The following is a 26,787-nucleotide window of genomic DNA, read 5'->3' as shown; positions in this document are numbered from 1 at the left end:
CACACGTTGGTCGAGCTTGTCGAGACCCGGTGCGGGTCTCGACAGGCTCGACCAGCGTGGGTGCGGCTAGACGAAGCGCTCGAGAACCGTGCCGTCGCGCATCCGTTCCACCCGCTTCACGTGCTCGCGGATGTCGCGCACGCCGCGGTACACCGCCAGTTCGGCCACATCGACCACCTTGGTAGACGCGTGCGCCCGAGTGGGATGCGCGAATTCCTCGATCGACCGGAAGCTGTCCCGCCCGCGTGGCTCGGCACTGAAGCGCTGCGCGAAGCCGGTGTTCACCGTGGTGAGTTCGATGTCGTCCTCGTGCGCGTTCACCAGGCTGAAGGTGTCGAGGGTCAGCACGGTGTGGGCGTCATCCCGGTAGGAACGCGCGGCCAGGAGTTCCTCGAGCCGCCGCTTCTGCAGGAAGAAGAACACCCGGTCATTGAGCATGGTGTACCACTCGCTCGGCGCGAGGTCTTCGAGCGCCGCCGCGAGCGACGATTCGTGGATGGCCTTCTGATGCCGGATGACCGCGGTGCCGTAGTCGGGGTGCTCCAGCTCGATCGACTCACCGCGACGCTTGGTCAGGATCGCCGCCTGGGGTGCCCCCTGGCGTACGCCCCAGCGTGTCACCAGGGCGCTGGTGCTGAGCAGTCCGTGCCGCTCGATGGACGGCCACGCCCCATCCGCTGCCACGTGGTACAGCTCGGGGTAGAGGCGGATCAGGTCCTTGGAGAGCACGGGGCAAGCGTACCGCGGGTCCGGCCGGACCCCCATCCGGCCGGACCCGTCCCGGCCTACACCCGCGCCGGTACCCGCCCCACCCGGCCCAGACGCTCGGCGCTGGGGTCCATGCTCGGGCCGAGGGGCGTCTCGTCGCGGTTCAGCCGGAACGCCAGCGGCAGAGCCCGCCCGAAGTGCCGCAGCGCCCGATGCCAGAAGGTCACCGGGTTGAGGCCGCAGACACGCATGGCCGGGCCGTGGTCGATCGCCAATGCCGTCGCGGTGCCCACCGCGAGCACCCAGGCCAGCGACGCAGCCAACACCCGAGCCGGGCGGGGAGTGGACGCGAAGCCCAGCCTGAGCTGATCGATCTGAAACCGCACGTGCTCCACCTCGTCGGTGAGGATGCGCCGCGCCACCCCCTGCACGACGGGGTCGGCACAGTGCTTCAGCGCGACGAAGTACTCCATCGCCACGGTCTCGACGATGAGGAACAGCGCAACCTCGGTGCGCAGGCCCATCATGCGGCGCAGTACGACGAAGATGCCGTCGGACCAGTGCGCCGTCAGGCGTTCGGCGCCGAACCGCGACAGGGCGGCCCCGAAGAGGGCCGAATGCTTCTGCTCCTCGGCAACGAAGAGCCGCAGCGCCGCGTCGTACTCGCGATCGTGGCGGCGGCGCGCCTTCGACAGCAGGCCGGTTCCATCGCCGCTCTCGCCCAGCTCGAAGCGCTGCAGGGACCGGGCGACCGCGGCGATGTGCGGCGCGGGGAGGGTGGAGACCGAATCCCACGGGATCAGCGCGTCAAGCCGGTCATGCCGGGCGAGATTTGCCTCGAAGTAACTGATCCAGGCGTCGAAACCCTGGCTGGACGGTGCCTCGTTCTGATTCATGCGAACTCCTCACGTAAGCGAATCCAGCGGCTCAGTGGCCCCGGAAACGCAATTGCTGTAACCTGACGAGGGTTAACGTATCGAATAACGATACGAAATGCACGTTATTCGATATGGAGGGGCACATGTCTCGTTCGGTACTCGGCGCGCTCCGCGCTCTCTTGATCGTGCTGTTCGCCGGGTCGCTGGCCGCGCAGGCCGGATCCGGGCTCATCGCCGACGCCGTGGCGCACGGCCCTGTCGCAGTCGTCGTCGTCACCCTCATCGTGGCGGGGGCCCTCTGTGTCGAGGTGGTTCTGCTGAGTGTCTGGATGCTCGTGGCGATGATCCGCCAGGAGAGCCTGTTCGATGATCGCGGGCACGCCGACCGATGGGTCGACGCCGCCATCGGCGCGTTGATGGCCGCAGCGGTGGTCTCGGCCGGGGGAGCGGTCGCCCTGGTCGTGCAAGCCGCCGAGCCCGGCGCCTGGGGCCTTGCGCTCCTGGCGGCGGCCGCCTTCGGGGCGAGCGCCGCCCTCGCCCTACTCGTGGTGGTGATGCGCCGGCTGCTGCACACCGCCATCAGCTTGCGCAGTGAACTCGCCGAGGTCATTTGATGGGTATCGTCATCAACCTCGACGTCGAGCTGGCCAAGAAGAAGATGTCGGTGACCGACCTCGCGGCCGCCATCGGGCTGGCGGTCGCCAACGTGTCGATCCTCAAGAACGGTCGGGCCAAGGCCGTGCGGTTCTCCACCCTCGACGCCATCTGTTCGGTGCTGGGCTGCCAGCCCGGAGACATCCTGACCTACGTCCCCGACTCGGGCGAGCCGGCGGGCGCCGAGAACGGCGAGGCCTGACTCGGGGATGGCCTACTGCAGGCCGAGCACCGAGCTGAACAGGCGCGGCGGGCTGGCGTAGTAGACGGTGCCATCCCGGTAGGTGAGCGCCGCGTTGTATTCGGGCTGCACCACGCCCGCGTAGGCGTCGGTCGACTCTGAGCCGCCGTTCGCCAGGATCTCGGCGCTGAGGGCATCCCAGGCCGCCTCGTCGCTCGGCCACTGGGCGTACCAGGCTTCGATGTCGGTGCTGGGCTTGCGCCACAGGCAGGTGATGCCGCCGGTTTCAGCCAGCTCATCCAGGTTCGCGTTGGCGAAATCCTCGCGGGCGGTCAGCCCGTCGGCGTCGAACTGGGCGTACTCGGCCGGCGCGAGCGCGGTGTCGCAGGTGGCGGCCGGAGCGGCGACGGGCTCTTCCGTCGGCAGCGGGCTGGCCTGATCGGACGGCGTCGATGTGGGCGTCGGTCTCGCGGACGCGGTCGCGGTCGGCGTTCCCTCAGCGGCCGGGGTCGTTGTCGCGCAGCCGGCCAGGATCACCGCCAGACCGAGTGCTGTGACGAGTGTGGTGCCGGTTCGGATAACTCCCCAAGTTTCCATGAGCCCACCCTAGCCCCCGAACCGGCCCGAGCGGGGGGTGACTGTGCGGCGCGTCTCAGAGGCCGAGGGCCAACCTGATGCCGAGGGCCAGCATGACCACCGCGATGGTGCCGTCGAGCACCCGCCACGCTCCCGGCCGGGCGAAGACAGGCCGCAGCAATCGCGCTCCGAAGCCCAGGCCGGTGAACCACAGCACGCTCGCCACCATGGCGCCGCCCACCCACCACCAGCGCTCGGCCGGCCCCTGCTGGGAGGCGACGGAGCCGAGGAACAGCACCGTGTCGAGGTATACATGCGGGTTGAGCCAGGTGAGGGCGAGGACCGTGCCGACGGCCACCCGCATCCCGGTGCCGCCCGGGGCGCCCGTCACCACCAAAGTGCCGGGGCGGAGCGCTCGTCGTGCGGCCCACAGGCCATAGACCACCAGGAAGGCCGCCCCGAGCATCCGCACGACGACCATGGCCACGGGTGCCGCCTGCACAAGGGCGCCCATGCCGAGCACCCCGGCCAGAATGAGCGCCGCGTCGGAGACGGCGCAGATGATCACCACCGGGGCGATGACCCGGTTGCGCCCCTCGATGCCGAGCCGCAATACGAACGCATTCTGGGCGCCGATCGCGATGATGAGCGAGAGTCCCGTCACCAGGCCCAGCAGAGCGGGCAGGAGCGTGGTGGCGGGGGTCATGGGTTCCACGTTACGAACATCACATGATTCAGTCCAGCTACTGTTTCTGATGATGCATAAGCTGAACTTATGCAACGGTTCACCCTGGATCAGCTCGGCACCCTTCTGGCCCTTATCGAGGAAGGCACCTTCGACAAGGCGGCACGCAGTCTGCACATCACGGCGTCGGCGGTGTCGCAACGGGTCAAGGCCATGGAGCAGTCCTGCGGCCGGGTCCTCGTGCAGCGCACGACCCCGGTGGCGCTCACCGACGCCGGGTCCGTCGTGCTGCGCTACGCCCGCCAGGTGGAACTGCTCGAGGCCGATACCCTGCGGGCCCTCCGGGACGCCGGGCCCGCCGGGCAGGCCGTGCGGGTGTCACTGGCCGTGAACGCCGACAGCCTGGCCACCTGGTTCCTCGCGGCCCTCGCCGGGGTCGCCGACGAACTCGACGTGGCCTTCGACCTGCACCGGGAGGATCAGGAGCACACTCTGTCGCTGCTGCGCTCCGGCGCCGTCATGGCCGCGGTCACCTCCAGCCGCGAGACCATCCAAGGGTGCGTCACCGAACCTCTGGGCCGGATGCGGTATCGCGCCGTGGCCACGCCGGACTTCGTCGCCCGACGGCTCCCGGCCGGCCTGACCGGGCTCTCGGCGGCGCCCGTGGTGACCTTCGACCGCAACGACGACCTGCAGGATGCTTTTCTCCGCGCCCACAAGGGGCGGCCAGGCGAGGCTCCCCGGCACGTCATCCCCGCCTCCAACGACTTCGCGCGCGCGGTGCTCCTGGGCCTGGGCTGGGGGGTGCTCCCCGAGCAGCAGTGCCTGGCGGAGATCGCCGCCGGCTCGCTCGTGGAGCTCGCGGCGGCGCATCCGGTGGACGTGCCGCTGTACTGGCAGCGCTGGAACCTCTCCTCGCCCCTACTCGACGCCGTCTCGGCGGCGGTACAGGATGCGGCGGTCCGGGAACTGTGCGCGCTCTGAGCCCGTCGTCGAGGCTGGGTCAGCCGCGACCGGTTCAGTCGTGACCGGTTCAGCCCGCCAGCAGGTGGGCGAGGCTCATCGGCTGGACACCGGTGATCGTCTCGACGGCGGTGCTCACCTCGTCCATCTCGCCGGCGGCGATGGCGGTGTAGGTCGATACCCAGGCATCCACCTGCCAGTCCGGTGCGCCCCAGGGCCGACGGGACTCGTAAGCCTCCGGCAGCGTCTCGGCGTGGTAGCGCACGGTTCCGGCCACGCTGCTGCCGGCCTGGGCGCTGCCGGCGGCGGTGAGGATCGCCGCCACCTCGGTCATGCTCAACGCCTCCGGACCGGTGAGGTCATAGGTGACATTGTGGTGCGCCGTGACGTCGTTCAGCACCGTCACGGCCGTGCGGGCCACGTCGGCGCGGGCGACGGCGGCCACCCGGCCGGTACCGGCCGGTCCGCGGATGACGCCGTCCGTGCCGACCAGCGCGGGCATGAAGTCGAGGTAGAGGCTGTCACGCAGGAAGGTGTAGTCGATCCCCGACGACCGGATGTGCTCCTCGGTGGCGTAGTGGTCCCTGGCCAGGGTGAACGTCGCATCCGGAGCCGCGGCAATGAACGAGGTGTAGACGATGTGACGCACCCCGGCGGCCCGGGCGGAGTCGATGAAGGCCAGGTGCTGGGCGAGGCGCTCGGCGTTCTCGGCGGCCGACACCATGAAGAGCGTGTGCACTCCCTCGAGCGCCCGCTCGGAGGCGGCACGGTCTGAGTAGGAGAACGGCAGGGCGACGCTGCCGTCCAGCTGCGGCGCCCGGTCCACCGCGCGGGCGAGCAGGCGTTGCGGCACTTCGGCGGCGGCCAGCGTGCGGGCCACCATGCCGCCGAGAACGCCGGTGGAACCGGTGACGGCCAGCGCGGGGAGGGAATCTGGCAGGGCGGTATTCACAGGTCGTGTCCTCACAGGTCGGTGTGCGCGAGCGGGGTGCCGCTGCGGCTGGCGCGAATCTCGATGCTCTGGATCTGGTCGCTGGGCACGTCGGTCGACGCCGCCAGGTTCTCGGTGCTCGGACTGGTCGCCGTCCAGGTGGCCAGCACTCTGGAGGCGCCGCTCTGGTCGGTCATGACCATGTCGTAGTCCTGCGGTCCGTTGTCTTTCCAGAGCTGGTTGAGGTACACGCAGGACCAGTCGAACCGGGTGCCCCAATCGGTGTCGGTGATGGTGACGGCGGCCGTGAGCGCGTTGGGTTCGAGGGGCTCCATGGCCACGACCTGGATCGCGGGGGCGCTTGGTGGCGGTACGGCGGATCCCGCTTCGGGCGCCGGCGCGGTGGCCAGGGTGGCACCGAGCACGCCGCTGCCCAGGGCGATGACCGCGGCGGCAGCGGTGAGGGCGACGGCGAGGCGGATGCGGTGGCGACGGCGGCGCCGCACCGCCGCCCCGGCGAGGCGCTGTACGAGCCCGGGCTGGTGCAATGCGGTGCGCAGGCGGTCGTCCGCGGCCGCGATCGAGGCTGCCGAGGCCGCGGCGTCGGTTCCGTCGGCCGGGTCGGCCTCGGCGATGGCCACGGCTTCTGCCGCCGGCAGGGCGCTGAGGATTCCGGGCAGGCCGGCCAGCTCGGCCACGGCGGCGGAGCAGGCCGGGCAGGTGGGCAGGTGGCGTTCGAAGTCGTGCCGGTCCTCGGTGCTCAGCGCACCGAGCACATAGGCGGCGTCCCACTCGCGAAAGCGGTCTGGGGTGGAGGTCATTCGGTGACCCCTCTTTCCTGTAGGGCGAGCCGCATCGCTCGCAGGGCATAGTGCAGCCGGGACTTGACGGTACCCTCCGGCACCTCTTCGAGACGGGCGATCTCGGCGATCGGCCGGCCGAGGTAGTAGGCGCTCACGAGGACCGTGCGGTGCTCGGGGGAGAGGGCGGTGAGGGCATCCGTCAGCAGCCAGCGATCGAGGATCGCCTCGGTGCCGTCAGCGGACGCCGTCTCTGGCAGGGCGTCGGAGCTGATCTCGCGGGAGTGCCTGGCGCTCCGCCGGTCGTCGATGACGAGGTTGCGGGCCACGGTGAACAGCCACGCGCGGGCGGCCTCATCGTCCCGATCGAGCAGGGCCGGCCGCTTCCAGGCGCGGAGCAGAGCCTCCTGCACCACGTCCTGGGCGAAGCCGTAGTCACCGGTCAGGCGCACCACGTAGCGGAACAGGGCAGGTCCGTGGGCATCGTGCAGCGCCCGGAGCAGGGCCGCCTGTGGTTCAGTCACGGTCGCCTCCCGGTCTGCACGATGCCCACGATGAACACTGCTGGACTAATTCTGCAGGGCGTTGAGGGAGAACTCGATCGCTCCGGTGTCCTCCACCGATACGAAGCCCAGGTCGGGTGCCTCGACGCCGTAGTCGCTGAAAGTGATCGGGATGGTGCCCACGACCTGCCCGCCGGTGTCGGTCAGAGCGGCCTGCAACTCGACGGTGACTGACGTGGTCACGCCGTGCAGGGTGAGATCCCCGGTGGCGCTGACCGTCTGCGCGACCCCGGCAACGGGGGCCTCGAGGGTGACCGGCTCGGTGAGCGTGAACGTGGCGGTCGGGAATTCGCCGACCTCCATGGCGGTATCGCGGAAGTAGGCGTCCCTGGCGCTCTCATCGGTGGCGATGCTCGCGACGTCCACGGTGATCGAGGCGGCGGTGAGCGAGAGCGCGTCGACCGTGAGGTCGCCGGTCACGTCGGCCGAGCGTCCGGTCACGGTCACGTCCTTGCCCTGCAGCACCTCGTCGACGCGGTAGCCGGCAAAGGAGTCGGCGCCGATGCTCCAGGTTCCGCTGAGGTCGTCGGCGTTCACCGCGGCGGAGGTGGCCGCATCCGTCGAGCTGGGGGTCGCGGCGGCGATGGTGGGTGCGGCGTCGGCCTTGCCGTTGGCGTAGTCGGCGTACACGGCAGGCCCGAATGCCAGGGCAGCACCGCCGACAACGACGACTCCGCCCGCAATCCACAGCCCGATCTTCGTCTTCTTCTGCATGTCACCCTCGTTCGTTTCCGTAGCGGATGATGGTCATCCACTCTGAACAACGAGGTAACGGCCCGAAAGGTTCACCGTTATCCATAATTTGCTGTCGCAAGTGACGAACGGTTGTGAGGACATAGTTCGATAATGAGGATCCAGCGAGCGACTCCGTCCTCGTAACCTCACTTTTTCCTCTCTGCAGGATCATGGATGGTGCCGGCCCGCCCATTGATGCGGCGGCCCAGCTCGGCGGCTGAGCGCTCCACCTCGGCCGCGAGCGCAGGCCACCGCTGCGGCGGCACGCTCGACCGGGAGAACGTCACGGCGATGCCCGCGGCCGGCCAGCCACTGTGGTCACGCACCGCCACGGCGACGGATGCGATGCCCGCCGTGACGTCACCGTCCTCGGCGGCATAGCCCTGGGTGCGCACCTGGCTGAGCAGCCGGCTCAACTCGCGGTAGCTGCCCACGGAGCCGGTCGGCTGAGTACCGGGCGCACCGTCGGAACCCGCGGCGCTCGCCGGGTGCTCGACACCGTCACCGGAGCGCTGCACGAAGGCCGACGGGTCGGGAAAGAGCGCCCGGAGCTGGGGGAGGGGCAGCGTGGCCAGCAGTGCGCGACCGCTGGCGGTGAGATGACTCGGGAGCCGCACGCCGACATCCGTCACCAGTGCGGGCCGGCGAGGCGCGCGCTCCTCGACCAGGTAGATCACGTCACGCCCGTGCAGCACGGCCAGGTGGGCGCTCTCGCCGATCTTGTCAACGAGGGCGGCGAGGATCGGCCGGCCCAGCCGGGCCAGGGGCTCCTGGCGGGAGAACCCGCTGCTCAGCTCGAAGGCGGCCAGCCCGATGCCGTACCGCCTGGCCTCGGGAAAGTGCAGGACAAAACCGAGCTCGCCGAGCACTCCGAGCAGGCGGTACACCGTGGACCGGGGTAGCCCGAGCGCCTGGGCGATGCTGGAGGCCGGCACCGGACCGCGTTGGGCGGCCAGGTGGGTGAGGATGGCCAGCGTGTGGCGCGCGGCGGGCACATCGTTCTGCGCCGGCGCCACACCGTGTTCGCGCGGCACGACCATTGGCGAACCCTTCCCTGTCAACTCGTGGTGATCGGTTCCGACTACGCGCTCACCCTTTCGGTGAGAGTGCGCAGGGTGGCCTGCAGCGCGCTGAATTCCGCGGGATTCAGGCCCAGGGCTGCGGTCATGTCGCAGTGGATCTTGGTGGCGTGGCTGCGCAGTTCGTCACCGGCAGGCGTCAGGGCGATCTCGACGAAGCGCTCATCGGAACGGTTGCGCCGCCGAGTGAGCAGCCCGTTGCTTTCCATTCGGCGCAGGAGCGGGGTGAGCGTGCCGTGGTCCAACCTCAGGGTGTCGGCGAGCTGGCGCACAGTGCGCGTTCCTTCGTCCCAGAGGACGACCATCACCAGGTACTGCGGATAGGTCAGACCCAAGTCGGCCAGCACGGGCCGGTACGCATTGGTGACGGCGCGGGATGCCGCGTACAGGTCGAAGCAGAGTTGGTCAGAAAGTGGTGGGGTCCGGAGGTCGGCCATGGCTCACATCCTGTCACCTTTCCCAGCAACTTGTGCGCTAGTAGCTTGTACACAAGATGTGTAAGGTGTTGATATCGACGGTGTGTTGACTGAAAGAGGACTATGGCCACTCCCGCCCCCGAGCTGCCCGCGAACAAAGCCCGGCTCTCCGTCGAACACCGCACGGACGTGTCCGGGGAACGGGATGCTGCTGCCCCTGCCGAGGCCAGTGGCCTGCAGCAGCGGGAGCGGTGGCTGGTCGCTGCGAGTCAGGGTGATGCCGGGGCGTTCGCCCAGTTGTATGACGACGTGGCACCGCACATCCTTGGCCTTGTGGTGCGGATCCTGCGTGACGTTCAGGAGGCAGAGGTGCTCACCGAGCGAATCTTTCTCGAGATCTGGCATTCTGCGGCCCGTTTCGACTCCGGCCGGGGCGCGGCGCTCTCATGGATGATCACGACGGTGCACCGAATGTGCGTGGAGCATCTCAGGAGCGACGTGGAGCGCGGTGTCCGAAGCTCGCCGGGCAGGCACGCCATCGCCGGCGGAGGGCCCCACCTCCCCCCGATTGCGCCGGAGGCCCTGTCCCATGCTGCGCTGCACGCCACTGCCCTGAGCGGTGCTCTCGCCGACCTCGAACCAACCCAGCGCCACGCGCTCAAGCTGGCGTACTACAACGGTCATAGCCACGGTGAGGTGGGCCAGCTCCTGCGGATTCCCGCAGCGACGGCGAAGACCTCGCTAACCCGGGGACTGCACGGTCTCAGGCGCGGTCTCACCGCCGCGACGAGCTGAGCGCCAGACGCTCACGCGCGCTTCGTCAGATCTTCTCCGCGGAGTTCGCGACCCCGATCGACCAGACCGCCGCGAGGACCATGAATCGCACCAGGGTTGCCCCGTCGTTGTCGCCCAACACCACCCGGACGAGCATCTCGCCTCCGGTCAGGATCAGTGCCGCGGCACCGACGAGCGCGAATCCGTTCCTGCCGATCGTGCGGTCACGTTCGTCGCGGGGGTCAAATGCCCACCCGGCTGCGGTCGTCGGCGCGGCTGCTCCGGGCGTAGAGCGCGATCCCGGCCCATCCGATCGCCATGGCGGCCAGGATGATGGCACCCACCCCGTTGCCCCGCAGTCCGGCGAGGGTGGCGCCCACGAGGAGGGCGCCGATCACCGCGGCATTGGGGACCGAGACAGGCAGGCGTTCAGCGATCTTCGACATGGAATACCTCCTCGACGGGGCGACTGAAGTACTGCGCCAACCGGATGGCCAGCCCCAGCGACGGGTCGTAGCGTCCGGTTTCGATCGCGTTGATCGTCTGCCGAGAGACCCCCATCACAGACGCCAGCGACGCCTGCGACAGATTCGCGGCGAGTCTCAACTCCCGAATATCGCTCCGCACGATGTCAAGTCAACGCGGGTCGGTCGCCGGGTGTCAAGCATCCTTGTCACATCGACTCGAACTGGGGCCGACGTGTCGCCGCGGGGCGGCGATCACTCGCGTCGCCAGGTGTACTCGTTCTCGGGCCGCCCCGGGGTACCGTACCGGGGGGAGCGCAGCACCGACCCGTCGTCGGCCAGATGTTCCAGGTAGCGGCGTGCGGTCACCCGGGATATGCCGAGAGCGTCGGTGAGCTCCGCCGCGGAGACCGGGGTGGAGCGGGCCTTGAGGAACTCGGTCACGCTCGCCAGGGTGCCCTCCGCCAGACCCTTGGGCAGCATGACCGGCGTGGGGGTGCGCAGGCTGTTGAAGGCCTGGTCGACATCCGCCTGGCTCGTGACCCGTGAGCGCTCGCCGAGTTGGCGGTGGAACTCCCGGTAGGTGGTGAGTTTCTGCGCGAAGGTGGCGTAGGTGAACGGCTTGATAAGGTACTGCACCACCCCGGCGGAGATGGCCCCGCGCACCACCTGCAGATCGCGCATCGCCGTGATGGCGATGATGTCGCAGTCCAGGTTGGCCGCGCGCAGCCGCCGCGACACATCGAGGCCGTGCAGATCGGGCAGGTTCATGTCCATCAGCACCAGTTCCACCGGGATACCCGCCGCCGCCGCCTCGGTGAGCTGCCGGAGCGCGGACTGGCCGGTGCTTGCGCTGCCCGCAAGTTCGAATCCGGGCAGCCGCAGCAGATAGGCCGCATGCGCCTCGGCCGTGAGAGGTTCGTCCTCCACGATGAGCACCCGGATCGGCCGGGGCTCACCAGTGATCTCGGTGGGCGAGAGGGGGTCGTCAGGCATTCGGCACGGCCCCCGTCGTTCCGGCGGACACCTGCAACGGGATGGTCACGGTGAAGACCGCCCCGACCCGCCGGGTCACGGTGAGGGTTCCACCGAGCCGGTTCACCGCCTGCCGCACGAGCGCCAGCCCCAGTCCGCGGCCGTAATGGCCGGGCTCCTTCGTGCTGTAACCGAGCGTGAAGACGTCGTCGAGATCGTCGGCGTCGACGCCGTGTCCGGTGTCGGCGACCTCGATCACCACGGCGGGTGGCCCGGTCTCCGCCGACACGCTGCGGATGGCGACGTCCACCCGGCGGGGTGCCTGGCCGCCCGCCGCGGCGTCGAGGGCGTTGTCGACCAGATTGCCCAGCACCGTGACCAGGTCCTGCACCGACAATCCGGAGTCCGACAGCGTGCCGGCGGCATCCACGCTCAGATGCACGCCCAGCTCGCCGGCCTGGGCGAACTTGCCCACCAGCAGCGCCCCGATCACGGGCTCGTCGACCGAGCTGATCATCTCGTCGGTGAGGTGCTGGCTCACGGCCATGTCCCGGGTGGCGAAGGCCAGGGCCTCGTCGGCGCGGCCGAGTTCCATCAGCGACACGATGGTGTGCAGCCGGTTGGCGTGCTCGTGGGTCTGCGCGCGCAGGGCATCCGAGAGGGTGCGCATCGAGGCCAGTTCGGTGCCGAGCGACTCCAGATCGGTGTGATCGCGGATGGTCGTGACGGTCCCCATGGGCGCCGCTCGGGTGCGCGCCCGAGTCGGCGTGGGCACGGCGGGTTCCTGGCTCACGACGAGCACCCGGGTCTCGGTGAGATGGATCTCGTCCTGCACGGTGCGGCCGCTTCGCAGCAGGTCCGCCAGGCTGGGTGGCAGGGGCAGGTCGTCGATGGCGGGCGCAGGCGTGCTGCGCGACACGGGGCGCGGAGGGATGCCGAGCAGCTCGGCCGCCTGATCGTTGTAGAGCACCAGATCGCCCTTGCGGTCGACCAGCACCAGCCCCTCCCGCACCGAATGCAGCACCGAATCGTTGTAGACGAAGAGCTGGGCGAGCTCTTCAGGACCCCAGCCGAGCGTCACCCGGCGCAGGTACCGGCCGAGCAACCAGGTGGCCACGGATCCGGCCACCAGGAGCGCCAGCGCCAGAGCCAGGATGGCCGGCAGTCGCGCGTTGAGGGCGATCTGCAGATTGCTGGTCTTGACCCCGGCAGCGACCATGCCCACAACCCGGCCGTCCGGTTCGATGATCGGCACGACGGAACGCACCGACGGCCCGAGGGTGCCACTCGTCACCTCCGTGAACGGTGTCCCCGCCACGGCCGGCGCGATCTCACCGATATACGGCCGGCCGATCTCGGTGGGGTCCGGATGCGTCCAGCGGATACCGTCCGGGCTCATGATCGTGATGAAGTCCACCGAGGCGTCCTCGCTGACCGCGAGGGTATAGGCCTGCAACGCCGTGGTCGGATCCGGCGATTGCGCCGCGGTGACCACCAGGGGACTGTCGGCGATCGCCGCCGCCACGGCGAGCATCCTGTCGGCCGTCTCGGTGTAGCCGCGGTCGCGTGCGTCCACGAACGACGCCGTGCCGACGAACACCGCGAGCACGACGATGAAGACGAAATGGGCCAGGAAGAGCCGGCGGGCGATGCTCCATCCGTGCATCCGTGCACTTGTCCCTTCGCCGGTGAAACCCATCGTGCGCGTGGCCGTGACCAATATGACCGCAAGAGTGACGGTACGCCCCCGGTCCCGCAGTGTGTATTCACCACCGCGTGACCACCAACGCTGCCCGGGGCCGCCCGCCGGATCCTGTACAGCCTAGACACACCGGTACCACCTAGACAAAGGAGTCTGACATGGCACTCTCTCTATCCCGCGCTCCCCGCGGCGGCCGGCCGGCCGGCACACCCCGCAAGCGACTCGACAAGTCGCACTACCTCTACATCGCGGTCATCGTCGCGGTCGGCCTCGGCATCCTGGTCGGGCTGCTGTTCGGCGGACCCGACGGTTTCGCCGTGGCGCTCAAGCCGCTCGGTGACGTCTTCGTGCTGCTGATCAAGATGATGATCGCGCCGATCATCTTCTGCACCATCGTGCTGGGCATCGGATCCATCGCCAAGGCGGCCACCGTCGGCAAGATCGGCGGGCTGGCGCTGGGCTACTTCCTGGTGATGTCCACCTTCGCCCTGGGCATCGGCCTGATCGTCGGCAACCTCATCCACCCCGGTGAGGGGCTCAACCTGCAGGACGCGACCTACGCGGCCCCCGAAGCGGCCGACACTCACGACTTCCTGCTCGGCATCGTGCCCACCACGCTGCTGTCCTCCCTCACCTCGGGCAACATCCTGCAGACCCTCATGGTGGCCCTCGTCGTGGGCTTCGCCCTGCAGAAGATGGGACCAGCGGGCAAGCCCATCCTCACCGGTATCGCGCACCTGCAGGCCCTCATCTTCCGCATCCTGGTGATGGTCATGTGGCTGGCCCCGATCGGTGCCTTCGGCGCCATCGCCGCCGTTGTCGGCGCTACCGGCATTCAGGCCGTGATCAGCCTGTTCACCCTGATGGCCGCGTTCTACCTCACCTGCATCATCTTCATCGTGGTCATCCTGGGCGGCCTGCTCAAGCTCGTCACCGGGGTCAACATCTTCAAGCTGATGCGCTACCTCGGCCGCGAATACCTGCTGATCTTCTCGACCTCCTCTTCGGAGGCCGCGCTGCCCCGCCTCATCGCCAAGATGGAGCACCTCGGGGTGTCCAAGCCCGTTGTCGGCGTCACGGTGCCCACCGGCTACTCGTTCAACCTCGACGGCACGGCCATCTACCTCACCATGGCGTCGCTCTTCATCGCCACGGCCCTCGGCCAGCCGCTGATGCTGGGGGAGCAGATCGGCCTCCTGGTCTTCATGATCATCGCCTCCAAGGGCGCGGCCGGCGTCACCGGGGCCGGCCTGGCCACCCTGGCCGGAGGACTGCAGGCGCACGCTCCGCAACTCGTCGGCGGCGTGGCCTTCATCGTCGGCATCGACCGGTTCATGTCGGAGGCCCGCGCGCTCACCAACTTCACCGGTAACGCCGTCGCAACGGTGCTGATCGGCACCTGGACCAAGGAGATCGACCGGGCCCAGGTGGACCTCGTTCTCGACCGGCATGCTCCGTTCGACGAGGCAACGATGATGTCGGCGCACGGCGTGGCCGCGCCCACGGATGCAGCCACGGCCGTGCCGGCCGACGAGGCCGCCGCGCCGCGGCCCGAGCTGGCCAGACGCTGATGGCAGGCCTGCTGGTTTAGCGGTCCTGACCTGCACTTAAAATTCTCGGACGAGGGCCGAAACGGCCCTCGTCCGGGGCCCTTGCATGCGTTCGCATGCTAGGCTCTCACACGGTCTTCCGACCCTTCACCAGGACGCGAACGCGTAGCCCCCAGCCTGACTGGGACGGCCGTGTGCGTACGGTGAGGCCCAGACGGACGCGATCCCATGGTCGCTCCAGCCCACGCCGCTATCGGCATCGAGGCCGGTCTCGGCCTACCCGTCCGACACAGCGAGCCCCGTTCAGTGTGACCGCTCAGGCGGTCTATTCGGCGTGCTCCGGAGAATCCGTGACCGAAATCATCGCCGTCAAGGCACCAGAATCCGCCAGCGAGGCGGAGCGCACAGCAGCAGATGTAGCACCTTCAATCGCCGTCAAGGCGTCCAAGCTCTACAAGGCCTTCGGCCGCAAGCCCCAGGAGATCGTCAAGAAGCTCCAGGGGGGAACCAGCCGCGACGAGTTGACCCACCTGGGCACCGCCGCCGTCATCGACGCCTCCTTCGAGGTGCGCCGCGGCGAGATCTTCGTCGTGATGGGCCTGTCGGGCTCGGGGAAATCCACTCTCATCCGGATGCTCAACGGCCTCCTCGAGGCCACCAGCGGAACCGTGACCGTGGGTGACACGAACATCACCGGCATCCCCGCAGCCCAGCTGCGCGATGTGCGCCGGCAGAGCGTCTCCATGGTCTTCCAGCACTTCGCCCTGCTTCCGCACCGCACGGTGATCGACAACGTGGCGTACGGCCTCGAGATCCAGGGCATGCCCCGGGCCGAACGCCTGGCCAAGGCGCGCACCATCATCCGCCTGGTGGGCCTGGACGGCTGGGCCGACAGCCTGCCCTCCGAGCTGTCCGGTGGCATGCAGCAGCGCGTCGGCCTCGGCCGTGCCCTGGCCGCGGACACCGACGTGCTCCTGATGGACGAGGCGTTCTCCGCACTCGACCCGCTGATCCGCCGCGAGATGCAGGAACAACTCATCGAGCTGCAGGCCGAACTCGGCAAGACCATCATCTTCATCACGCATGACCTCAACGAGGCCATGTTCCTCGGCGACCGCATCGCGGTCATGCGCGACGGGCGCATCGTGCAAATCGGCACCCCCGAGGAGATCCTCACCGACCCGGCGAACGACTATGTCGCCCAGTTCGTGCAGGACGTCGACCGGGCCCGCGTGCTGACCGCGGGAAGTGTGATGGAACCCGCCCGCTCCGTGATCACGGCCACCGCCGGTCCCCGAGCGGCCCTGCGCACCATGCGCGACCTGCAGACGTCCGCCATCTTCGTGCTGCGCCGTGACCGCACCTTCGCCGGTGTCGTACGCGACCGCGACGTGCTGCGCCAGGTCAAGCGCGGCGATACCGACATGCGCGAAATCATCACCGAAGCCACCACGGTGTCCTCGGACACCGCGCTCGTCGACCTCGTCGAGCTGGCCGTGGAGAGCGACCTGCCCATCGCCGTCGTCGACGAGCGCAACCGCCTGATCGGCGTCATCCCGCGTGTCACCCTGTTGGCCGCGCTCGGCAACGTCACCACGGTAACCGGCGAGGTGCCGGTGGCCGGTCCGCCGCCCACCGTGCCGCTCAGCGTCATCACCGACACCCTGCGCGAGACCGCGCCGGAAGGAGTGCAGCCATGAGCAGCACAGCAGCAGCGATCAACACCGCGCTCGTGAACACCGCGACCGCCGACTTCCGCATTCCCCTGGGTAGCTGGGCGAAGGGGTTCATCGACTTCGTCACCGACACCTTCGGCTTCTTCTTCGACCTGGTGCGCGCCATCTTCAATGGCGCCTATGACCTCGTCGACTTCGCCCTGGGCTCCCCGCCGTTCTGGGTGATCATCCTCGTCGCCGCCGCCCTGGGCCTCATGGTGCGCGGCTGGAAGTTCGCCGTCGGCACCATCGTGGGCCTTGTCCTCATCGTGGGCGTCGACCAGTGGGAGAACGCCATGGACTCGCTCGCCCTGGTGCTGGTCGCCAGCATCCTGGCGATCCTGTTCAGCGTGCCCCTCGGCATCCTTTCCGCGAAATCGAGCCTGGCCTCCGGCATCATCCGGCCGGTCCTCGACTTCATGCAGACGATGCCCGCCTTCGTCTACCTCATCCCCGCCCTGATCCTGTTCCGCGTCGGCGTGGTGCCCGGAATCGTCGCCACCATCATCTTCGCGATGGCTCCCGGCGTGCGCCTGACCGAGCTCGGCATCCGCAGCGTCGACCGTGAGGTCGTCGAAGCCGGCGAGGCGTTCGGCGCGTCGCCGTGGCGGATCCTGCGTCAGATCCAGCTGCCGCTGGCGATGCCCACCATCATGGCCGGTATCAACCAGGTCATCATGCTCTCGCTCTCGATGGTCGTCATCTCCGGCATGGTGGGAGCGGGCGGACTCGGCCAGCAGGTTGTCGCCAGCCTGAACCGGATCGATGTGTCGCTCGGCTTCGAAGCCGGCCTGTCCGTCGTGATCCTCGCGATCTTCCTCGACCGCATCACCGCGGCCCTGGGCACCGGCAACACCCCGATCGGGCGGTTCCGCTCCGCCCGCAAGCACCGCACGACGCCCGTCCAGTCCGGGCCCACGAGCGACGAGGTCGCGCACGAGTCCGCCAAGCGGCCCGGCGTGCTCGTCCCCTCCTAGCGGCCCAGTCTCACCGGGCTCTCGCCCCCACGACCCTGCACCAGCCGCTGTTCACGCGGCACGAAAGGAACACATGAAGAACCGTTCACTCAAGCTCCTCGCGACCGGAGCCATCGGCATGCTCGCCCTCACCGGCTGCGCTGCCGCCGAAGCCGAATCCGTGTCAGAGGACAACTCGGACAACAAGGACCTCACCATCGCCGTGTTCAACGGCTGGGACGAGGGCATCGCAGCCTCCGAGCTGTGGAAGGCCATTCTCGACGAGAAGGGCTACAACGTCGAACTCGAGTACGCCGATGTTGCCGTCGTCTACTCCGGCCTGGCCTCGGGCGACTACGACCTGAACCTCGACGTCTGGCTGCCGAACACGCACGCCACCTACCTCGAGGAGTACGGCGACGACATCACCGAACTCGCGGCCTGGAACGATGAGGCCAAGAACACCATCGCCGTGAACGCGGATGCCCCGATCGACACCCTCGCCGAGCTGGCCGAGAACGCCGACCTGTTCAACAACACCATCGTAGGCATCGAGCCCGGCGCCGGTCTCACCGAAGCCGTCACGAACAACACCATCCCCGCCTACGGCCTCGAGGGCATGGACTACCAGACCTCCTCGACCGCAGCCATGCTCACCGAGCTGACCGCGGCGCAGAAGTCCGGCGAGAACATCGCCGTCACCCTCTGGGAGCCGCACTGGGCCTACGGTTCCTTCGACCTGAAGAACCTCGAAGACCCCGACGGCACCCTCGGCGTCGCCGAGACCATCCACGCCTACGGCAAGAAGGACTTCGGCACCGACTTCCCGCAGGCCGAGAAGTGGCTCTCCGGCTACAAGATGGACCTCGACCGTCTCTACTCGCTCGAGACCGCCATGTTCGTCGACTACGACGGCCAGGACTACGGCCCCATCGTCGAGAAGTGGATCGAAGAGAACCAGGACTACGTGGACTCGCTCACCGCGTAGTCGACAGACCTCTGTGTGACAGGCCCGTGCTTCGGCACGGGCCTTTTGCGTGCAGCGGCTCAGGCCCTCAGGCCGTCGCGCGCAGCTCGGCGCCGATGAACGCGGCCCACGCGCCGGCCTTCCCGGTCTCGCCGGGGGCCAGCGGACCCTCGGTTCCCTGCACGATGAACCCCTGCGGTTTGGCCACGATGGTGGCACCGGCATCGTGCAGGGCGTGCGAGATCTTGCCCGCGGCATCCCCATGGATGAAGAGCTTGACCCGGGTATCGAACGCGGCTGCGCGCACGCCGGTCAGGGAGCCGGGTGTGAGGCTGTGCAGGAACTCCTGCATCCGCTCCGTGGGCCTCCACCCGTTGATCGGGCACCCGACGACAAGCACGTCGACGCCGTCAAGACTGGCGTCGGTGAGGTCCCCGAGACTGAGAGTCGTGGTGCCCTGGCCCAGCTCGGCGGCGATCACCTCCGCGATCGTGCGGGTGTTGCCGAACGTGGTGTCATAGACGACGCGGGCGTGCATGGATCCTCCTTGACCGTCGGACAGCTCTGTCCGGCTGCGGCCATAGTGGACCCGCCCGACGGGCCGGGCAACCGGGGGCGCTGGGCCCGGGTCAGGTCAGTTCGTTGTCACAAACACCGAGAGGGCCTCGGTGATGGCACGTTCGGCATCACGTGCCGACAGGTTCGGCACGCCGTCACCGGGCTGAGCGCCGTAAGCGCCGAAAGAGGCGTGGCTGGCGCCCTCGATGCGCACGAACGTGGCGTCCTCGGGCAGCAGGCTCGCGGTGTCGTCGATCTTCTCGGGTGTGCTCAGCCCGTCTTCGCTGCCGGAGAGGCTGAGCACTGGAAGGTCAGCGTCGGTGACGGCGGACGCGCAGTAGCTGCCGAACAGCACCAGTCCGGCGACATCGTCGTCTGCCGCATACATGCACGCACGCACCCCGCCGAGCGAATGCCCACCGACGAACCAGGTGTCCACCTCCGGTGCGACGGCTGTGAACGTCTCGAGCGACCGCTGGTCGAAGAAGGCGAGGTTCAGCACGGGCTTCGTGATGACCACCGTCATCCCGGTCTCCTCCACAGTGCCGGACAGGGTAGCGAGGTAGGCGTACGGATCCACCTTGGCGCCGGGGATGAAGACCAGGCCCTCCTGCGAGCCGCCCTCGGTCGGTGCGATGACCACGGAATCGGGGGTGTCGGTGACGGTCACGGCTGGGTTGTCGAAGACCGCCTGGGCAGCGGCCCGGTCGGCCGGCATCACGAGCTGGGTCCAGATCAGGAAAGCGATCACGCCGAGGGCCAGTGCGGTCAGCGCCGCCCAGCCGCCGAACCGGATGCGCCGCCGGAGGGAGGTCGTGGCCATGTCGGCAGGGGCCATGTCAATCGTCCAATCCGCGTGCTGCGAGCGCCTCCCCGATGGCATCGGCGGCGTACAACGAGCGTACGACGACGGGAACGGCCAGGGCGACAACCGACGCTTGCGCGCCGCGGGCCCGCCGGGCCTCCAGCACCTCGCGCACGATCTCGGCCACCAGGGGGATGCAGCGGATGGTCAGGGCGACGAGAAGCCCCACCCGGTCGGCGTCCACCCAGCGACGGAACGGCCGCAGTATGAGCTGGAACGCCTCCAACACGGCCGTGACGGTCGTGCTCAGCGTGAACAGCGCGGCCAGAGCGACGGCGACCAGCAGCCGGCCGGCCATCAGGCCCGCCGTGGTCCAGCCGTCCGCGGAGCCCCCGGCCACGAGAACCTGCACGGGAACCGCGAAGATCAGGATCCAGAGGATCGGTCCGATCTGCGGCCAGGCCGCCAGCGGCGGGATGCCGGCCAGGGCGTAGAGGGCCAGCACCAGGACGAACTCCCCGGCCAGCAGCACAGGGTCGGCGACCACGCCCACCAGCACCATGAGCACCGCGAGCACGACCAGCTTGAGCAGTGCGGGAGCGCGGTGCACGAGCGAGGTGCCCGGCCGGTAGAGGCCGATCATGCCAACAGGCTCAGGTAGGCCGCCAGCGCTACCGGGGGAAGGTCATCGGCAACGACCCGGCCCTCGTCGATCACGATCACCCGGTCGAAGCCGTCGAGCACCTCCAGGTCGTGGGTCACCACGATCACCTGCTGGGTCAGCGAGACCAGCAGCCCGGTGATGAGGCGGGTGTTGCGCGCATCCAGCAGAGTGGTGGGTTCGTCGGCGACGACGATGCTCGGTCCGGCCACGAGCACGGCGGCCAGTGCGAGCAGTTGTTTCTGGCCTCCCGACAGCCGGTGGGCGGGTCGGTCGGCCAGTGCGGTGAGACCGAACCGGTCCAGCGCCTCCGCGGTGCGGGCGGCGATCTCGGCGGCGTCCAGGCCCCGGCGGCGCAGAGTGAATGCCACATCCTCCTGCACGGTGGGCATCACGATCTGGTTATCCGGATTGGTGAAGATGAAGCCCACCTCGCGCCGCACCAGCTTGGCCTGACGTTTCACGTCGAGGCCGTTCACGGTGACGGTGCCGCGTTCGGGAGTGACCAGGCCGTTGATCATGCGGGCCAGGGTGGACTTGCCGCTGCCGTTGGCACCGACGATGCCGATCCGCCGTTCGGTCAGGTGCAGGTCGATGCCGCGCAGCACGGGGTTCTCGTCGAAGCCGTGCGACACTCCCTCAAACCGGATGCCTGCCGTTGTCACGCCTGGACCCGGCTGCCGTCCACAGGTTCAGTGCTGACCGACTTCCTGCGCAGCGGGATGAGGCCGGGATAGGCGCGGTGCACCTGCTTGGCCACGAGCACCGTGACCACGACCTTCACCAGATCGCCCGGCAGGAACTTGGCGGCGTCGACCAGGGCGGCCCAGAGCGGCAGGCCCAGGTTGATGGCCGTGACGGGTACGCCGATCAGGTAGACGGCCACGATCCCGCCGAGAACGGTCGCGCCGAGTGCGGGCCAGAAGGGGTAGCGCGGCAGCAGCAGTGAGGTGAGGAGGCCGATCACGACGACGCCCAGCAGCCAGCCGTAGAGGTACCCGGCAGAGGGGGAGGTGGTGAACCAGACCAGTCCGCCGCGCCCGCCGGAGAGCAGTGGCAGCCCGGCCGCGGCCAGGGCGAGCAGCAGCAGCACGGCCAGGAAGCCCTTGCGGGCGCCGAGGATGGCGCCGGCGAGCATCACGCCGAGGGTCTGGAAGGTGATCGGTACCGTGCTGGCGCCGAGGGCGATGGCGCCGGGGAACCCGAGGGCGGCGATGAGGGCGGCGAAGATGGCGATCTGCGCGAGATCGCGCACGCTGAGGCGGGCTGTCATGGTTTTCAATCTAGGATTCGGCGCCGGGGCGCCGCAGTGGAATACCTACAAAGAATTCCGGGGGATTCTGATCGGGCTCCGGCCGACGCTGGCAACCGGGCCGGTCAACCGGTCTGTCGGCCTGGCCGTCGGTGGGCCTATCCGGGTGGCCCGGCCGGATTTATGATCAACGCAGCCGGGCTCTCGATGCCGGTCAGAGCAAAGGAGTCGTCATGGGTTTCTTCGGTTTTCTCCTCCTGGGCCTGCTGGCCGGCGCTATCGCCAAACTCATCCTGCCCGGCGCCCAGGGCGGCGGCTGGTTCGTGACCCTGTTGCTCGGTGTGGTCGGCGCTCTTCTGGGCGGCTGGCTCGCCGGGTTGATCTTCGGCGTGGACATGGGCGGGTTCTTCGATTTGCGCACCTGGGTCATCGCGATCCTCGGATCGATCATCGTGCTGCTCATCTACGGCCTGGCCACCCGTAACCGGAATACGTCGACCTGACTCGTTTTGCGCATCAGACCGGCCGTTCCCGCATCAGAGCGGTCGGCCGGCCTCCTCGGCGTTCCGCCCGCCGGCGGCGACCAGAGCGTCGGCCGCGCGCACCAGCGCCAGGTGGGTGAGCGCCTGGGGTGTGTTGCCCGCGTGGTGCCCCGTTGTCACGTCGTACTCCTCCGAGAGCAGCCCCACGTCGTTGGCCAGGCCCACCAGCCTGGTCATCAGGGTGCTGGCGTCGTCGACCCGGCCGGACGCCGCGTACTGCTCGACCAACCAGAACGAGCAGGCCAGGAACGGATGCTCGCCGGGGTCGAGCCCGTCCAGCGCCGGATGCGTGGTGTACCGGAGCACAAGGCCCTCACGCAGCAGGCTCGTCTCGATGGCGCGCACGGTGCCGAGCATCCGTTCGTCGTCGGCGGCGCAGAATCCCACCTGGGGGAGCAGGAGGAGGGACGCATCGACCTCTTCGCTGCCGAAGTACTGCGTGAAGGAGCCCAGGGCCGTGTTGTAGCCGCGCTCCTCGATGTCGTGGCGCACCTCGTCGCGGATGCGGCGCCAGCGGTCCACGGGTCCGGGCAGCCCGTATTCGGTCACCCCGCGCACGGCCCGGTCGAACGCGGCCCAGACCATCACCCGGGAGTGGGTGAACTCCCGCGCGGGTCCACGTACCTCCCAGATGCCCTGGTCGGGCCGGCGCCAATTGGCTTCGAGGTAGGTCATCAGCGACACCTGCAACGGCCAGGAGAACTCGGTCTCCTCGACGCCGGCGCCCCGGGCCTCGTGCAGGGCCATCATGACCTCGCCCACGGCGTCGGACTGGAACTGGCAGACGGCGCCGTTGCCCACCCGCACGGGAGATGAGCCGTGGTGGCCGGGCAAGCTGGTCAGCTCACGCTCGGGCAGGTAGCGTTCGCCGGACAGGCCGTACATGATCTGCAGGTCGTTCGGGTCGCCGGCGATGGCCCGCAGCAGCCAGCCCCGCCAGGCCTCGGCCTCGCTCTCATACCCGTGCGAGAGCAGCACCTCGAGCGTCAGGGAGGCGTCACGCAGCCACACGTAGCGGTAGTCCCAGTTGCGGCTGCCGCCCGCGTGTTCGGGCAGCGAGGTGGTGGCCGCGGCCACGATGCCGCCGGTGCTCTCGTGGGTGAGGGCGCGCAGCACCAGCAGGGACCGCACCACCGCGTCCCGGAACGGTCCCTCGTGGGTGCAGCTGTCGGCCCACCCGGCCCACCAGTCCAGGGTCTCGCGGCGTGACCGGGCCACATCCAAAGCCGGCGGCAGGTCGAGGTGTGAGGGATACCAGGTGAGCTGCACGCTGTGCTGCTCGGTGGCGTGCACCGTGAACCGGGCCTCGTGCCGGTGATCGGCGGCGTGCAGGGCCGGGCCACGCACCACCACGGCATCCGGCCCGGCGATGGCGATGAGTCCGGGGGTCTTCTCGCGCCGCAGCTGCCGCACCCAGGGAACCGTGGTGGCGTAGCCGAACCGCAAACGCAGGTCCTGGAGCATCTCGACGCTTCCGGAGATTCCGCGCACGGTACGCACGACGTCGGCGCGACTGTCGCCGTGCGGCATGAAGTCGGTCACCTCGACGCTGCCGGTCTTGGTGGTCCAGATCGTGGAGAGAACGAAGCTCTCGCCCACGTAGGAGCGGGTGCTGGTGGCTGCGGGGTCGGCGGGAGCGAGCAGCCAGCGGCCGTGGTCTTCCGTGCCGAGAAGTGCGCCGAACATCGAGGCCGAGTCGTAGCGGGGCAGACACAGCCAGTCGATGCTGCCGTCGCGGCCCACGAGGGCAGCCGAATGGCAGTCGCTGATCAGTGCATAGTCCTCGATGTGCAGCGCCATTCAGACATCTTCACACAGGTCGAATGTGCGGTGGCCGGGGAAATCCCCGGCGCTGGATCAGGCGCCGATGCGCTCTGAGCCGACGGGCGGATCAGGCGACGGGCGGATCAGGCGACGCGTCGCACCACAGTGTCGGTGCGGGCACCGGTGCGGGCGCCGGTTTCCGGTTCGGCCCAGACCGAGATCGGCGCGGGGTTCCACGGCAGTGCCGTCGGTTCCGCTCCCGAGGACACCAGGAGTGCGCCGGTGCTCACGGCGGTGATGCCGTCGACGGGGGTGTCGGTGCGGGGTTCGGCGATGTTCGCGGGGGCCGCCGGAGTGTCGGTGCGCAGGCGCACGGTCTCGGTGGCGAGAATCTCCGTGAGGGCTGCCGCGATCTGGTGGGCCTTGAGGCCGTGGAAGATCACGTCGGTGTCGGACTCGACGCGGGGCACCAGGGTCCAGGCACCGTCCGCACCGACGAGGTCGGACAAGGCCGCATGGAGGTGTTCAAAGACCTGGTCGCGGCTGAGCTCGGCCGGGGCGGGCGCGGCGAGAACTGGAATGGTGGGTGCGATGCGACGTCGACGACCGAACATCGAGAGCCCCTTCCTTCTGCAACAACTGAGAAGTCCAGTTTCCCCGCCATCACTAGGAAAGACGGGGGTGACACGCCGCAGCCGGGGTACTCAGAGGAGTATGCGGCTATTTCTTGCCGCGCTTGCCCTCGCCGCTGGTGAGCTTCTTGTCCTCGGCGTCCTTGGTGACGTTGCCGATGGCCACGGCAACGCTCAACGCCCAGCCGATCCAGGTGAGCACGAGGCGCCAGTCCCTCGGTCCGTGCCGGGTCGCCTGAAGGATATTCCAGCCGCCGGCCACGACGCCGATCATGGCCCCGTTGAACAAAAATTTCCGCATGTCTGCCTCCTTCGTTCTACGCTACCGGGGTGGTCGTCGATCACGCGAGTCGGCTCGGCTGAGAAACCGGGCGGATGCCCGAGGTCGAAGGGGAGCCATGCGTACGGGGATCGTCGGAGCGGTGCTGCTCTGTGCAGGGATCATAGCCGTGATCACCGGGGTCCTGCCGTGGCCCGCGACGGTGGAGCTGATCGACCGGGTACTGCCCATCCTGGTCTTCGTGGTGGCGATCACCGTCGTGGCCGAGCTGGCTGCGGCGGCCGGCCTGTTCACCTTCGTGGCCGAACGGCTCACCCGGTGGGCCCGTGGACGCACGTGGCTGCTGTGGCTGCTGGTGGTGGCCCTGGCCGTGCTCAGCACGGTTTTCCTCTCGCTGGACACGACGGCGGTGCTCCTCACGCCGGTCGTGGTCGTGATGGCCAGGCATGTGGGTCTGAGCCCGCTCCCGTTCGCCCTCACCACGGTGTGGCTGGCCAACACGGCCTCGCTGCTCCTGCCGGTGTCGAATCTCACCAACCTGCTCGCCCAGGGTCGCATCGGCGAGCTCGTCGGGCATCCGGTGAGCCCCGTGCAATTCGCGCTGCTGACCGGCGCGCCCGCCCTGGCTGCGATCCTCGTGACCGTGGGCGCGATCTACCTGGTCTGCCGGCGCACCCTCCGAGAGCCCTACGAGATGACGCCGGGCACCCGCGTGAAGAACCCCGTGCTGTTCGGTACCAGCGCCGTGACCGTGGTGGCCCTCATCCCGGCCCTGGTCTCCGGCATCCCGGTGTGGATCCCCGCCGTGCAGGCCGCGGTGCTCCTCGCGGTGATCTTCTTCGTCCTCGACCGCAAGACGCTGCGGCCGGGACTCGTACCGTGGCCCCTGGTGCTGCTGGCATCTGGCCTGTTCCTGGTGATGGCGGCCCTGCACGAACTCGGCCTGGGGGAGCTTCTCGATGCCGTGGCGGGCGCCGGGGACGATCCGCTGAGCCTGGTCCGCCTGGCCGGGGCCGGGCTGCTCGGCGCCAACGCGATCGACAACCTGCCGGCCTACCTGGCCCTCGAACCGGTGGCGACGACGCCCGCGCGCATGGTGGCGCTCCTGATCGGCGTGAACGCCGGACCGCTGATCACGCCGTGGGCGTCACTGGCCACCTTGCTCTGGCACCAGCAACTGAGCGGCCTGGGCGTGTCGATCTCCTGGCGGCGTTACATGCTGTTGGGCCTGGCGGTGGCGCCGGTCACGGTGGTCGTGGCCACCCTCGTACTCGCGTTCACGGTCTAGCGCCGGGGCGAAGACAGGGGCGCAGGCTGGACGTTTCCCGATAATCTGACCGATCGTGCAGGAACTGACCGATCGGTCAACTAGCGTGAGCGGGTGATCACAGACACCTCCGCGCGCCAGACGACGAGCGACGAATTACGCCTGACCGCACTCGAGCAGTTCGCCTCTGTCGGCTTCGCCGGCGCATCCCTGCAGCACATCGCGGATGTGGCGGGGTACTCCAAGTCCAGCGTGCTGTACCACTTCGCGTCCAAGGAAGCACTGCTCGAGGCCGTGCTCACGCCGGCCATCGACCGGCTGGAAGAGATCCTTGAACGTTTCCTCGCGACAGAGGAGACCGAGACCACCCGGCTGCGCTTCGTGGACGACTTCATCGACTTCATCCTCGAGTTCCGGCTGGAGCTGCACACCTTCATCAACCAGGCCCAGTCGCTCACCGGAATCGCCGTCATCGACCGCGCCGGCGTGCTGATCGGACGGCTGTCCAACGCCATCTGCGACAACAACGCAAGCACCGAGGACCAGATCCGCTTCGGTATCGCCCTAGGAGGCGCCGCCTACGCCCTTGTGGCCGGCATGAACTTCGGCGGCACCCCCCTGGAGCGCTCACCCTCCTCGCCCGAGGAGATCCGCCGGGCCCTGCGAGTCGTCATCGTCGAGCTCCTGGCGCCCGTCTCCGTGCGTTCCGCGCCGGTTCAGCCCTCCATTCAGCACGAGTCCCGGAAGTAGCACC

The 26,787-nt window shown here is 68.8% G+C and carries 33 protein-coding genes; 11 read left to right on the top strand and 22 right to left on the bottom strand.

Features of this window, described 5'->3' with window-relative positions:
* Nucleotides 1-66: 66 nt before the first annotated feature.
* Nucleotides 67-729 carry a DUF7002 family protein gene (locus PA27867_RS11580; RefSeq protein ID WP_084021044.1) on the bottom strand — a complete coding sequence of 221 codons (663 nt, stop codon included), beginning with the start codon at nt 727-729 and terminating at the stop codon, nt 67-69.
* 56 nt (nt 730-785) lie between these two features.
* A complete protein-coding gene (locus PA27867_RS11575) occupies nt 786-1,604 on the bottom strand; it encodes a hypothetical protein (RefSeq protein ID WP_066596504.1) in 819 nt (272 codons plus the stop codon).
* Between the two features lie 125 nt (nt 1,605-1,729).
* Between PA27867_RS11575 and PA27867_RS11570 the strand changes: the two genes are divergently transcribed.
* Entirely contained in the window at nt 1,730-2,200 is a 471-nt protein-coding gene (locus tag PA27867_RS11570; RefSeq protein ID WP_066596502.1) for a DUF2975 domain-containing protein, read from the top strand.
* Nucleotides 2,200-2,442, top strand: a complete 243-nt coding sequence (locus PA27867_RS11565) for a helix-turn-helix domain-containing protein (RefSeq protein WP_066596497.1) — start codon at nt 2,200-2,202, stop codon at nt 2,440-2,442. The genes PA27867_RS11570 and PA27867_RS11565 overlap by 1 nt, the downstream gene beginning before the upstream one ends.
* A gap of 12 nt (nt 2,443-2,454) precedes the next feature.
* Here the strand turns inward: PA27867_RS11565 and PA27867_RS11560 are convergent, their stop codons facing one another.
* On the bottom strand, nt 2,455-3,018 hold the full coding sequence (locus PA27867_RS11560; RefSeq protein WP_066596495.1) for a hypothetical protein: 564 nt from the start codon (nt 3,016-3,018) through the stop codon (nt 2,455-2,457).
* A 55-nt stretch (nt 3,019-3,073) separates the two neighbouring features.
* Nucleotides 3,074-3,703 carry a LysE/ArgO family amino acid transporter gene (locus PA27867_RS11555; protein ID WP_066596493.1) on the bottom strand — a complete coding sequence of 210 codons (630 nt, stop codon included), beginning with the start codon at nt 3,701-3,703 and terminating at the stop codon, nt 3,074-3,076.
* Between the two features lie 69 nt (nt 3,704-3,772).
* On the opposite strand from PA27867_RS11555, the gene PA27867_RS11550 reads away from it, so the two are divergent.
* On the top strand, nt 3,773-4,666 hold the full coding sequence (locus PA27867_RS11550) for a LysR family transcriptional regulator ArgP (RefSeq protein WP_066596491.1): 894 nt from the start codon (nt 3,773-3,775) through the stop codon (nt 4,664-4,666).
* A gap of 49 nt (nt 4,667-4,715) precedes the next feature.
* Here the strand turns inward: PA27867_RS11550 and PA27867_RS11545 are convergent, their stop codons facing one another.
* The 6 genes from PA27867_RS11545 to PA27867_RS11520 all read right to left on the bottom strand — a co-directional run bounded on the left by PA27867_RS11545 (nt 4,716) and on the right by PA27867_RS11520 (nt 9,190).
* Nucleotides 4,716-5,528: an NAD(P)H-binding protein gene (locus PA27867_RS11545; RefSeq protein WP_066599755.1), complete on the bottom strand. Its 813-nt coding sequence runs from the start codon at nt 5,526-5,528 to the stop codon at nt 4,716-4,718.
* Between the two features lie 80 nt (nt 5,529-5,608).
* On the bottom strand, nt 5,609-6,397 hold the full coding sequence (locus PA27867_RS11540) for an anti-sigma factor family protein (RefSeq protein ID WP_066596489.1): 789 nt from the start codon (nt 6,395-6,397) through the stop codon (nt 5,609-5,611).
* Nucleotides 6,394-6,900 carry a sigma-70 family RNA polymerase sigma factor gene (locus PA27867_RS11535; protein WP_066596487.1) on the bottom strand — a complete coding sequence of 169 codons (507 nt, stop codon included), beginning with the start codon at nt 6,898-6,900 and terminating at the stop codon, nt 6,394-6,396. Before PA27867_RS11535 ends, PA27867_RS11540 begins: the two co-directional genes overlap by 4 nt.
* Nucleotides 6,901-6,945: 45 nt before the next feature.
* The gene (locus PA27867_RS11530) at nt 6,946-7,653 is read right to left on the bottom strand and encodes a YceI family protein (protein WP_066596485.1); all 708 of its coding nucleotides are present in this window, start codon (nt 7,651-7,653) and stop codon (nt 6,946-6,948) included.
* A gap of 167 nt (nt 7,654-7,820) precedes the next feature.
* A complete protein-coding gene (locus PA27867_RS11525) occupies nt 7,821-8,714 on the bottom strand; it encodes an IclR family transcriptional regulator (protein ID WP_066596482.1) in 894 nt (297 codons plus the stop codon).
* A 41-nt stretch (nt 8,715-8,755) separates the two neighbouring features.
* Nucleotides 8,756-9,190 (bottom strand): MarR family winged helix-turn-helix transcriptional regulator, encoded by a 435-nt coding sequence (locus PA27867_RS11520; RefSeq protein WP_066596480.1) that lies wholly within the window; start codon nt 9,188-9,190, stop codon nt 8,756-8,758.
* A gap of 102 nt (nt 9,191-9,292) precedes the next feature.
* Here PA27867_RS11520 and PA27867_RS11515 point away from each other — a divergent pair, with 102 nt between their 5' ends.
* Nucleotides 9,293-9,964 carry a sigma-70 family RNA polymerase sigma factor gene (locus tag PA27867_RS11515; RefSeq protein ID WP_084021040.1) on the top strand — a complete coding sequence of 224 codons (672 nt, stop codon included), beginning with the start codon at nt 9,293-9,295 and terminating at the stop codon, nt 9,962-9,964.
* A gap of 221 nt (nt 9,965-10,185) precedes the next feature.
* Here PA27867_RS11515 and PA27867_RS11510 read toward each other — a convergent pair whose 3' ends face one another.
* The 4 genes from PA27867_RS11510 to PA27867_RS11495 form a co-directional block, all read right to left on the bottom strand.
* Nucleotides 10,186-10,389: a hypothetical protein gene (locus PA27867_RS11510; RefSeq protein ID WP_066596478.1), complete on the bottom strand. Its 204-nt coding sequence runs from the start codon at nt 10,387-10,389 to the stop codon at nt 10,186-10,188.
* Nucleotides 10,373-10,570: a helix-turn-helix transcriptional regulator gene (locus tag PA27867_RS11505; protein ID WP_066596476.1), complete on the bottom strand. Its 198-nt coding sequence runs from the start codon at nt 10,568-10,570 to the stop codon at nt 10,373-10,375. The genes PA27867_RS11510 and PA27867_RS11505 overlap by 17 nt, the downstream gene beginning before the upstream one ends.
* A gap of 92 nt (nt 10,571-10,662) precedes the next feature.
* Entirely contained in the window at nt 10,663-11,403 is a 741-nt protein-coding gene (locus PA27867_RS11500) for a response regulator (protein WP_066596474.1), read from the bottom strand.
* Complete coding sequence (locus PA27867_RS11495) at nt 11,396-13,048, bottom strand: sensor histidine kinase (RefSeq protein ID WP_066596471.1); 1,653 nt, start codon at nt 13,046-13,048, stop codon at nt 11,396-11,398. The genes PA27867_RS11500 and PA27867_RS11495 overlap by 8 nt, the downstream gene beginning before the upstream one ends.
* 194 nt (nt 13,049-13,242) lie before the next feature.
* Here PA27867_RS11495 and PA27867_RS11490 point away from each other — a divergent pair, with 194 nt between their 5' ends.
* The 4 genes from PA27867_RS11490 to PA27867_RS11475 all read left to right on the top strand — a co-directional run bounded on the left by PA27867_RS11490 (nt 13,243) and on the right by PA27867_RS11475 (nt 18,293).
* Entirely contained in the window at nt 13,243-14,655 is a 1,413-nt protein-coding gene (locus PA27867_RS11490; RefSeq protein WP_066596468.1) for a cation:dicarboxylate symporter family transporter, read from the top strand.
* A 407-nt stretch (nt 14,656-15,062) separates the two neighbouring features.
* Nucleotides 15,063-16,334 carry a quaternary amine ABC transporter ATP-binding protein gene (locus PA27867_RS11485; RefSeq protein ID WP_066599750.1) on the top strand — a complete coding sequence of 424 codons (1,272 nt, stop codon included), beginning with the start codon at nt 15,063-15,065 and terminating at the stop codon, nt 16,332-16,334.
* Complete coding sequence (locus tag PA27867_RS11480; protein ID WP_066596466.1) at nt 16,331-17,326, top strand: ABC transporter permease; 996 nt, start codon at nt 16,331-16,333, stop codon at nt 17,324-17,326. Before PA27867_RS11485 ends, PA27867_RS11480 begins: the two co-directional genes overlap by 4 nt.
* Nucleotides 17,327-17,399: 73 nt before the next feature.
* Complete coding sequence (locus PA27867_RS11475; protein ID WP_066596462.1) at nt 17,400-18,293, top strand: glycine betaine ABC transporter substrate-binding protein; 894 nt, start codon at nt 17,400-17,402, stop codon at nt 18,291-18,293.
* Nucleotides 18,294-18,360: 67 nt separating this feature from the next.
* Here PA27867_RS11475 and PA27867_RS11470 read toward each other — a convergent pair whose 3' ends face one another.
* The 5 genes from PA27867_RS11470 to PA27867_RS11450 form a co-directional block, all read right to left on the bottom strand.
* Nucleotides 18,361-18,810, bottom strand: a complete 450-nt coding sequence (locus tag PA27867_RS11470; protein WP_066596460.1) for a flavodoxin family protein — start codon at nt 18,808-18,810, stop codon at nt 18,361-18,363.
* Nucleotides 18,811-18,906: 96 nt separating this feature from the next.
* A complete protein-coding gene (locus tag PA27867_RS11465; RefSeq protein ID WP_236900691.1) occupies nt 18,907-19,668 on the bottom strand; it encodes an alpha/beta hydrolase in 762 nt (253 codons plus the stop codon).
* 1 nt (nt 19,669) lies between these two features.
* Entirely contained in the window at nt 19,670-20,278 is a 609-nt protein-coding gene (locus PA27867_RS11460; protein WP_066596457.1) for an energy-coupling factor transporter transmembrane component T family protein, read from the bottom strand.
* Complete coding sequence (locus PA27867_RS11455) at nt 20,275-20,961, bottom strand: energy-coupling factor ABC transporter ATP-binding protein (RefSeq protein ID WP_066596455.1); 687 nt, start codon at nt 20,959-20,961, stop codon at nt 20,275-20,277. Before PA27867_RS11455 ends, PA27867_RS11460 begins: the two co-directional genes overlap by 4 nt.
* Nucleotides 20,958-21,569, bottom strand: a complete 612-nt coding sequence (locus PA27867_RS11450) for a biotin transporter BioY (RefSeq protein WP_066596453.1) — start codon at nt 21,567-21,569, stop codon at nt 20,958-20,960. Before PA27867_RS11450 ends, PA27867_RS11455 begins: the two co-directional genes overlap by 4 nt.
* A gap of 212 nt (nt 21,570-21,781) precedes the next feature.
* Between PA27867_RS11450 and PA27867_RS11445 the strand changes: the two genes are divergently transcribed.
* Nucleotides 21,782-22,051, top strand: coding sequence for a GlsB/YeaQ/YmgE family stress response membrane protein (locus PA27867_RS11445; RefSeq protein WP_066596451.1), 270 nt, complete (start codon nt 21,782-21,784; stop codon nt 22,049-22,051).
* 33 nt (nt 22,052-22,084) lie between these two features.
* Here the strand turns inward: PA27867_RS11445 and PA27867_RS11440 are convergent, their stop codons facing one another.
* The 3 genes from PA27867_RS11440 to PA27867_RS11430 form a co-directional block, all read right to left on the bottom strand.
* A complete protein-coding gene (locus PA27867_RS11440; protein WP_066596450.1) occupies nt 22,085-23,890 on the bottom strand; it encodes a glycoside hydrolase family 15 protein in 1,806 nt (601 codons plus the stop codon).
* Nucleotides 23,891-23,997: 107 nt separating this feature from the next.
* On the bottom strand, nt 23,998-24,468 hold the full coding sequence (locus PA27867_RS11435; protein WP_066596449.1) for a hypothetical protein: 471 nt from the start codon (nt 24,466-24,468) through the stop codon (nt 23,998-24,000).
* Nucleotides 24,469-24,574: 106 nt separating this feature from the next.
* Complete coding sequence (locus tag PA27867_RS11430) at nt 24,575-24,787, bottom strand: hypothetical protein (protein WP_066596448.1); 213 nt, start codon at nt 24,785-24,787, stop codon at nt 24,575-24,577.
* Between the two features lie 97 nt (nt 24,788-24,884).
* On the opposite strand from PA27867_RS11430, the gene PA27867_RS11425 reads away from it, so the two are divergent.
* Both PA27867_RS11425 and PA27867_RS11420 read left to right on the top strand, forming a co-directional pair.
* On the top strand, nt 24,885-26,054 hold the full coding sequence (locus tag PA27867_RS11425; RefSeq protein WP_066596445.1) for an SLC13 family permease: 1,170 nt from the start codon (nt 24,885-24,887) through the stop codon (nt 26,052-26,054).
* Between the two features lie 93 nt (nt 26,055-26,147).
* Nucleotides 26,148-26,783: a TetR/AcrR family transcriptional regulator gene (locus PA27867_RS11420; RefSeq protein ID WP_236900690.1), complete on the top strand. Its 636-nt coding sequence runs from the start codon at nt 26,148-26,150 to the stop codon at nt 26,781-26,783.
* The last annotated feature ends 4 nt before the right edge of the window (nt 26,784-26,787 follow it).

Source organism: Cryobacterium arcticum (assembly GCF_001679725.1).
GTDB classification, from domain to species: domain Bacteria; phylum Actinomycetota; class Actinomycetes; order Actinomycetales; family Microbacteriaceae; genus Cryobacterium; species Cryobacterium arcticum_A.
This window is presented reverse-complemented; position numbering and strand designations above follow the sequence as displayed.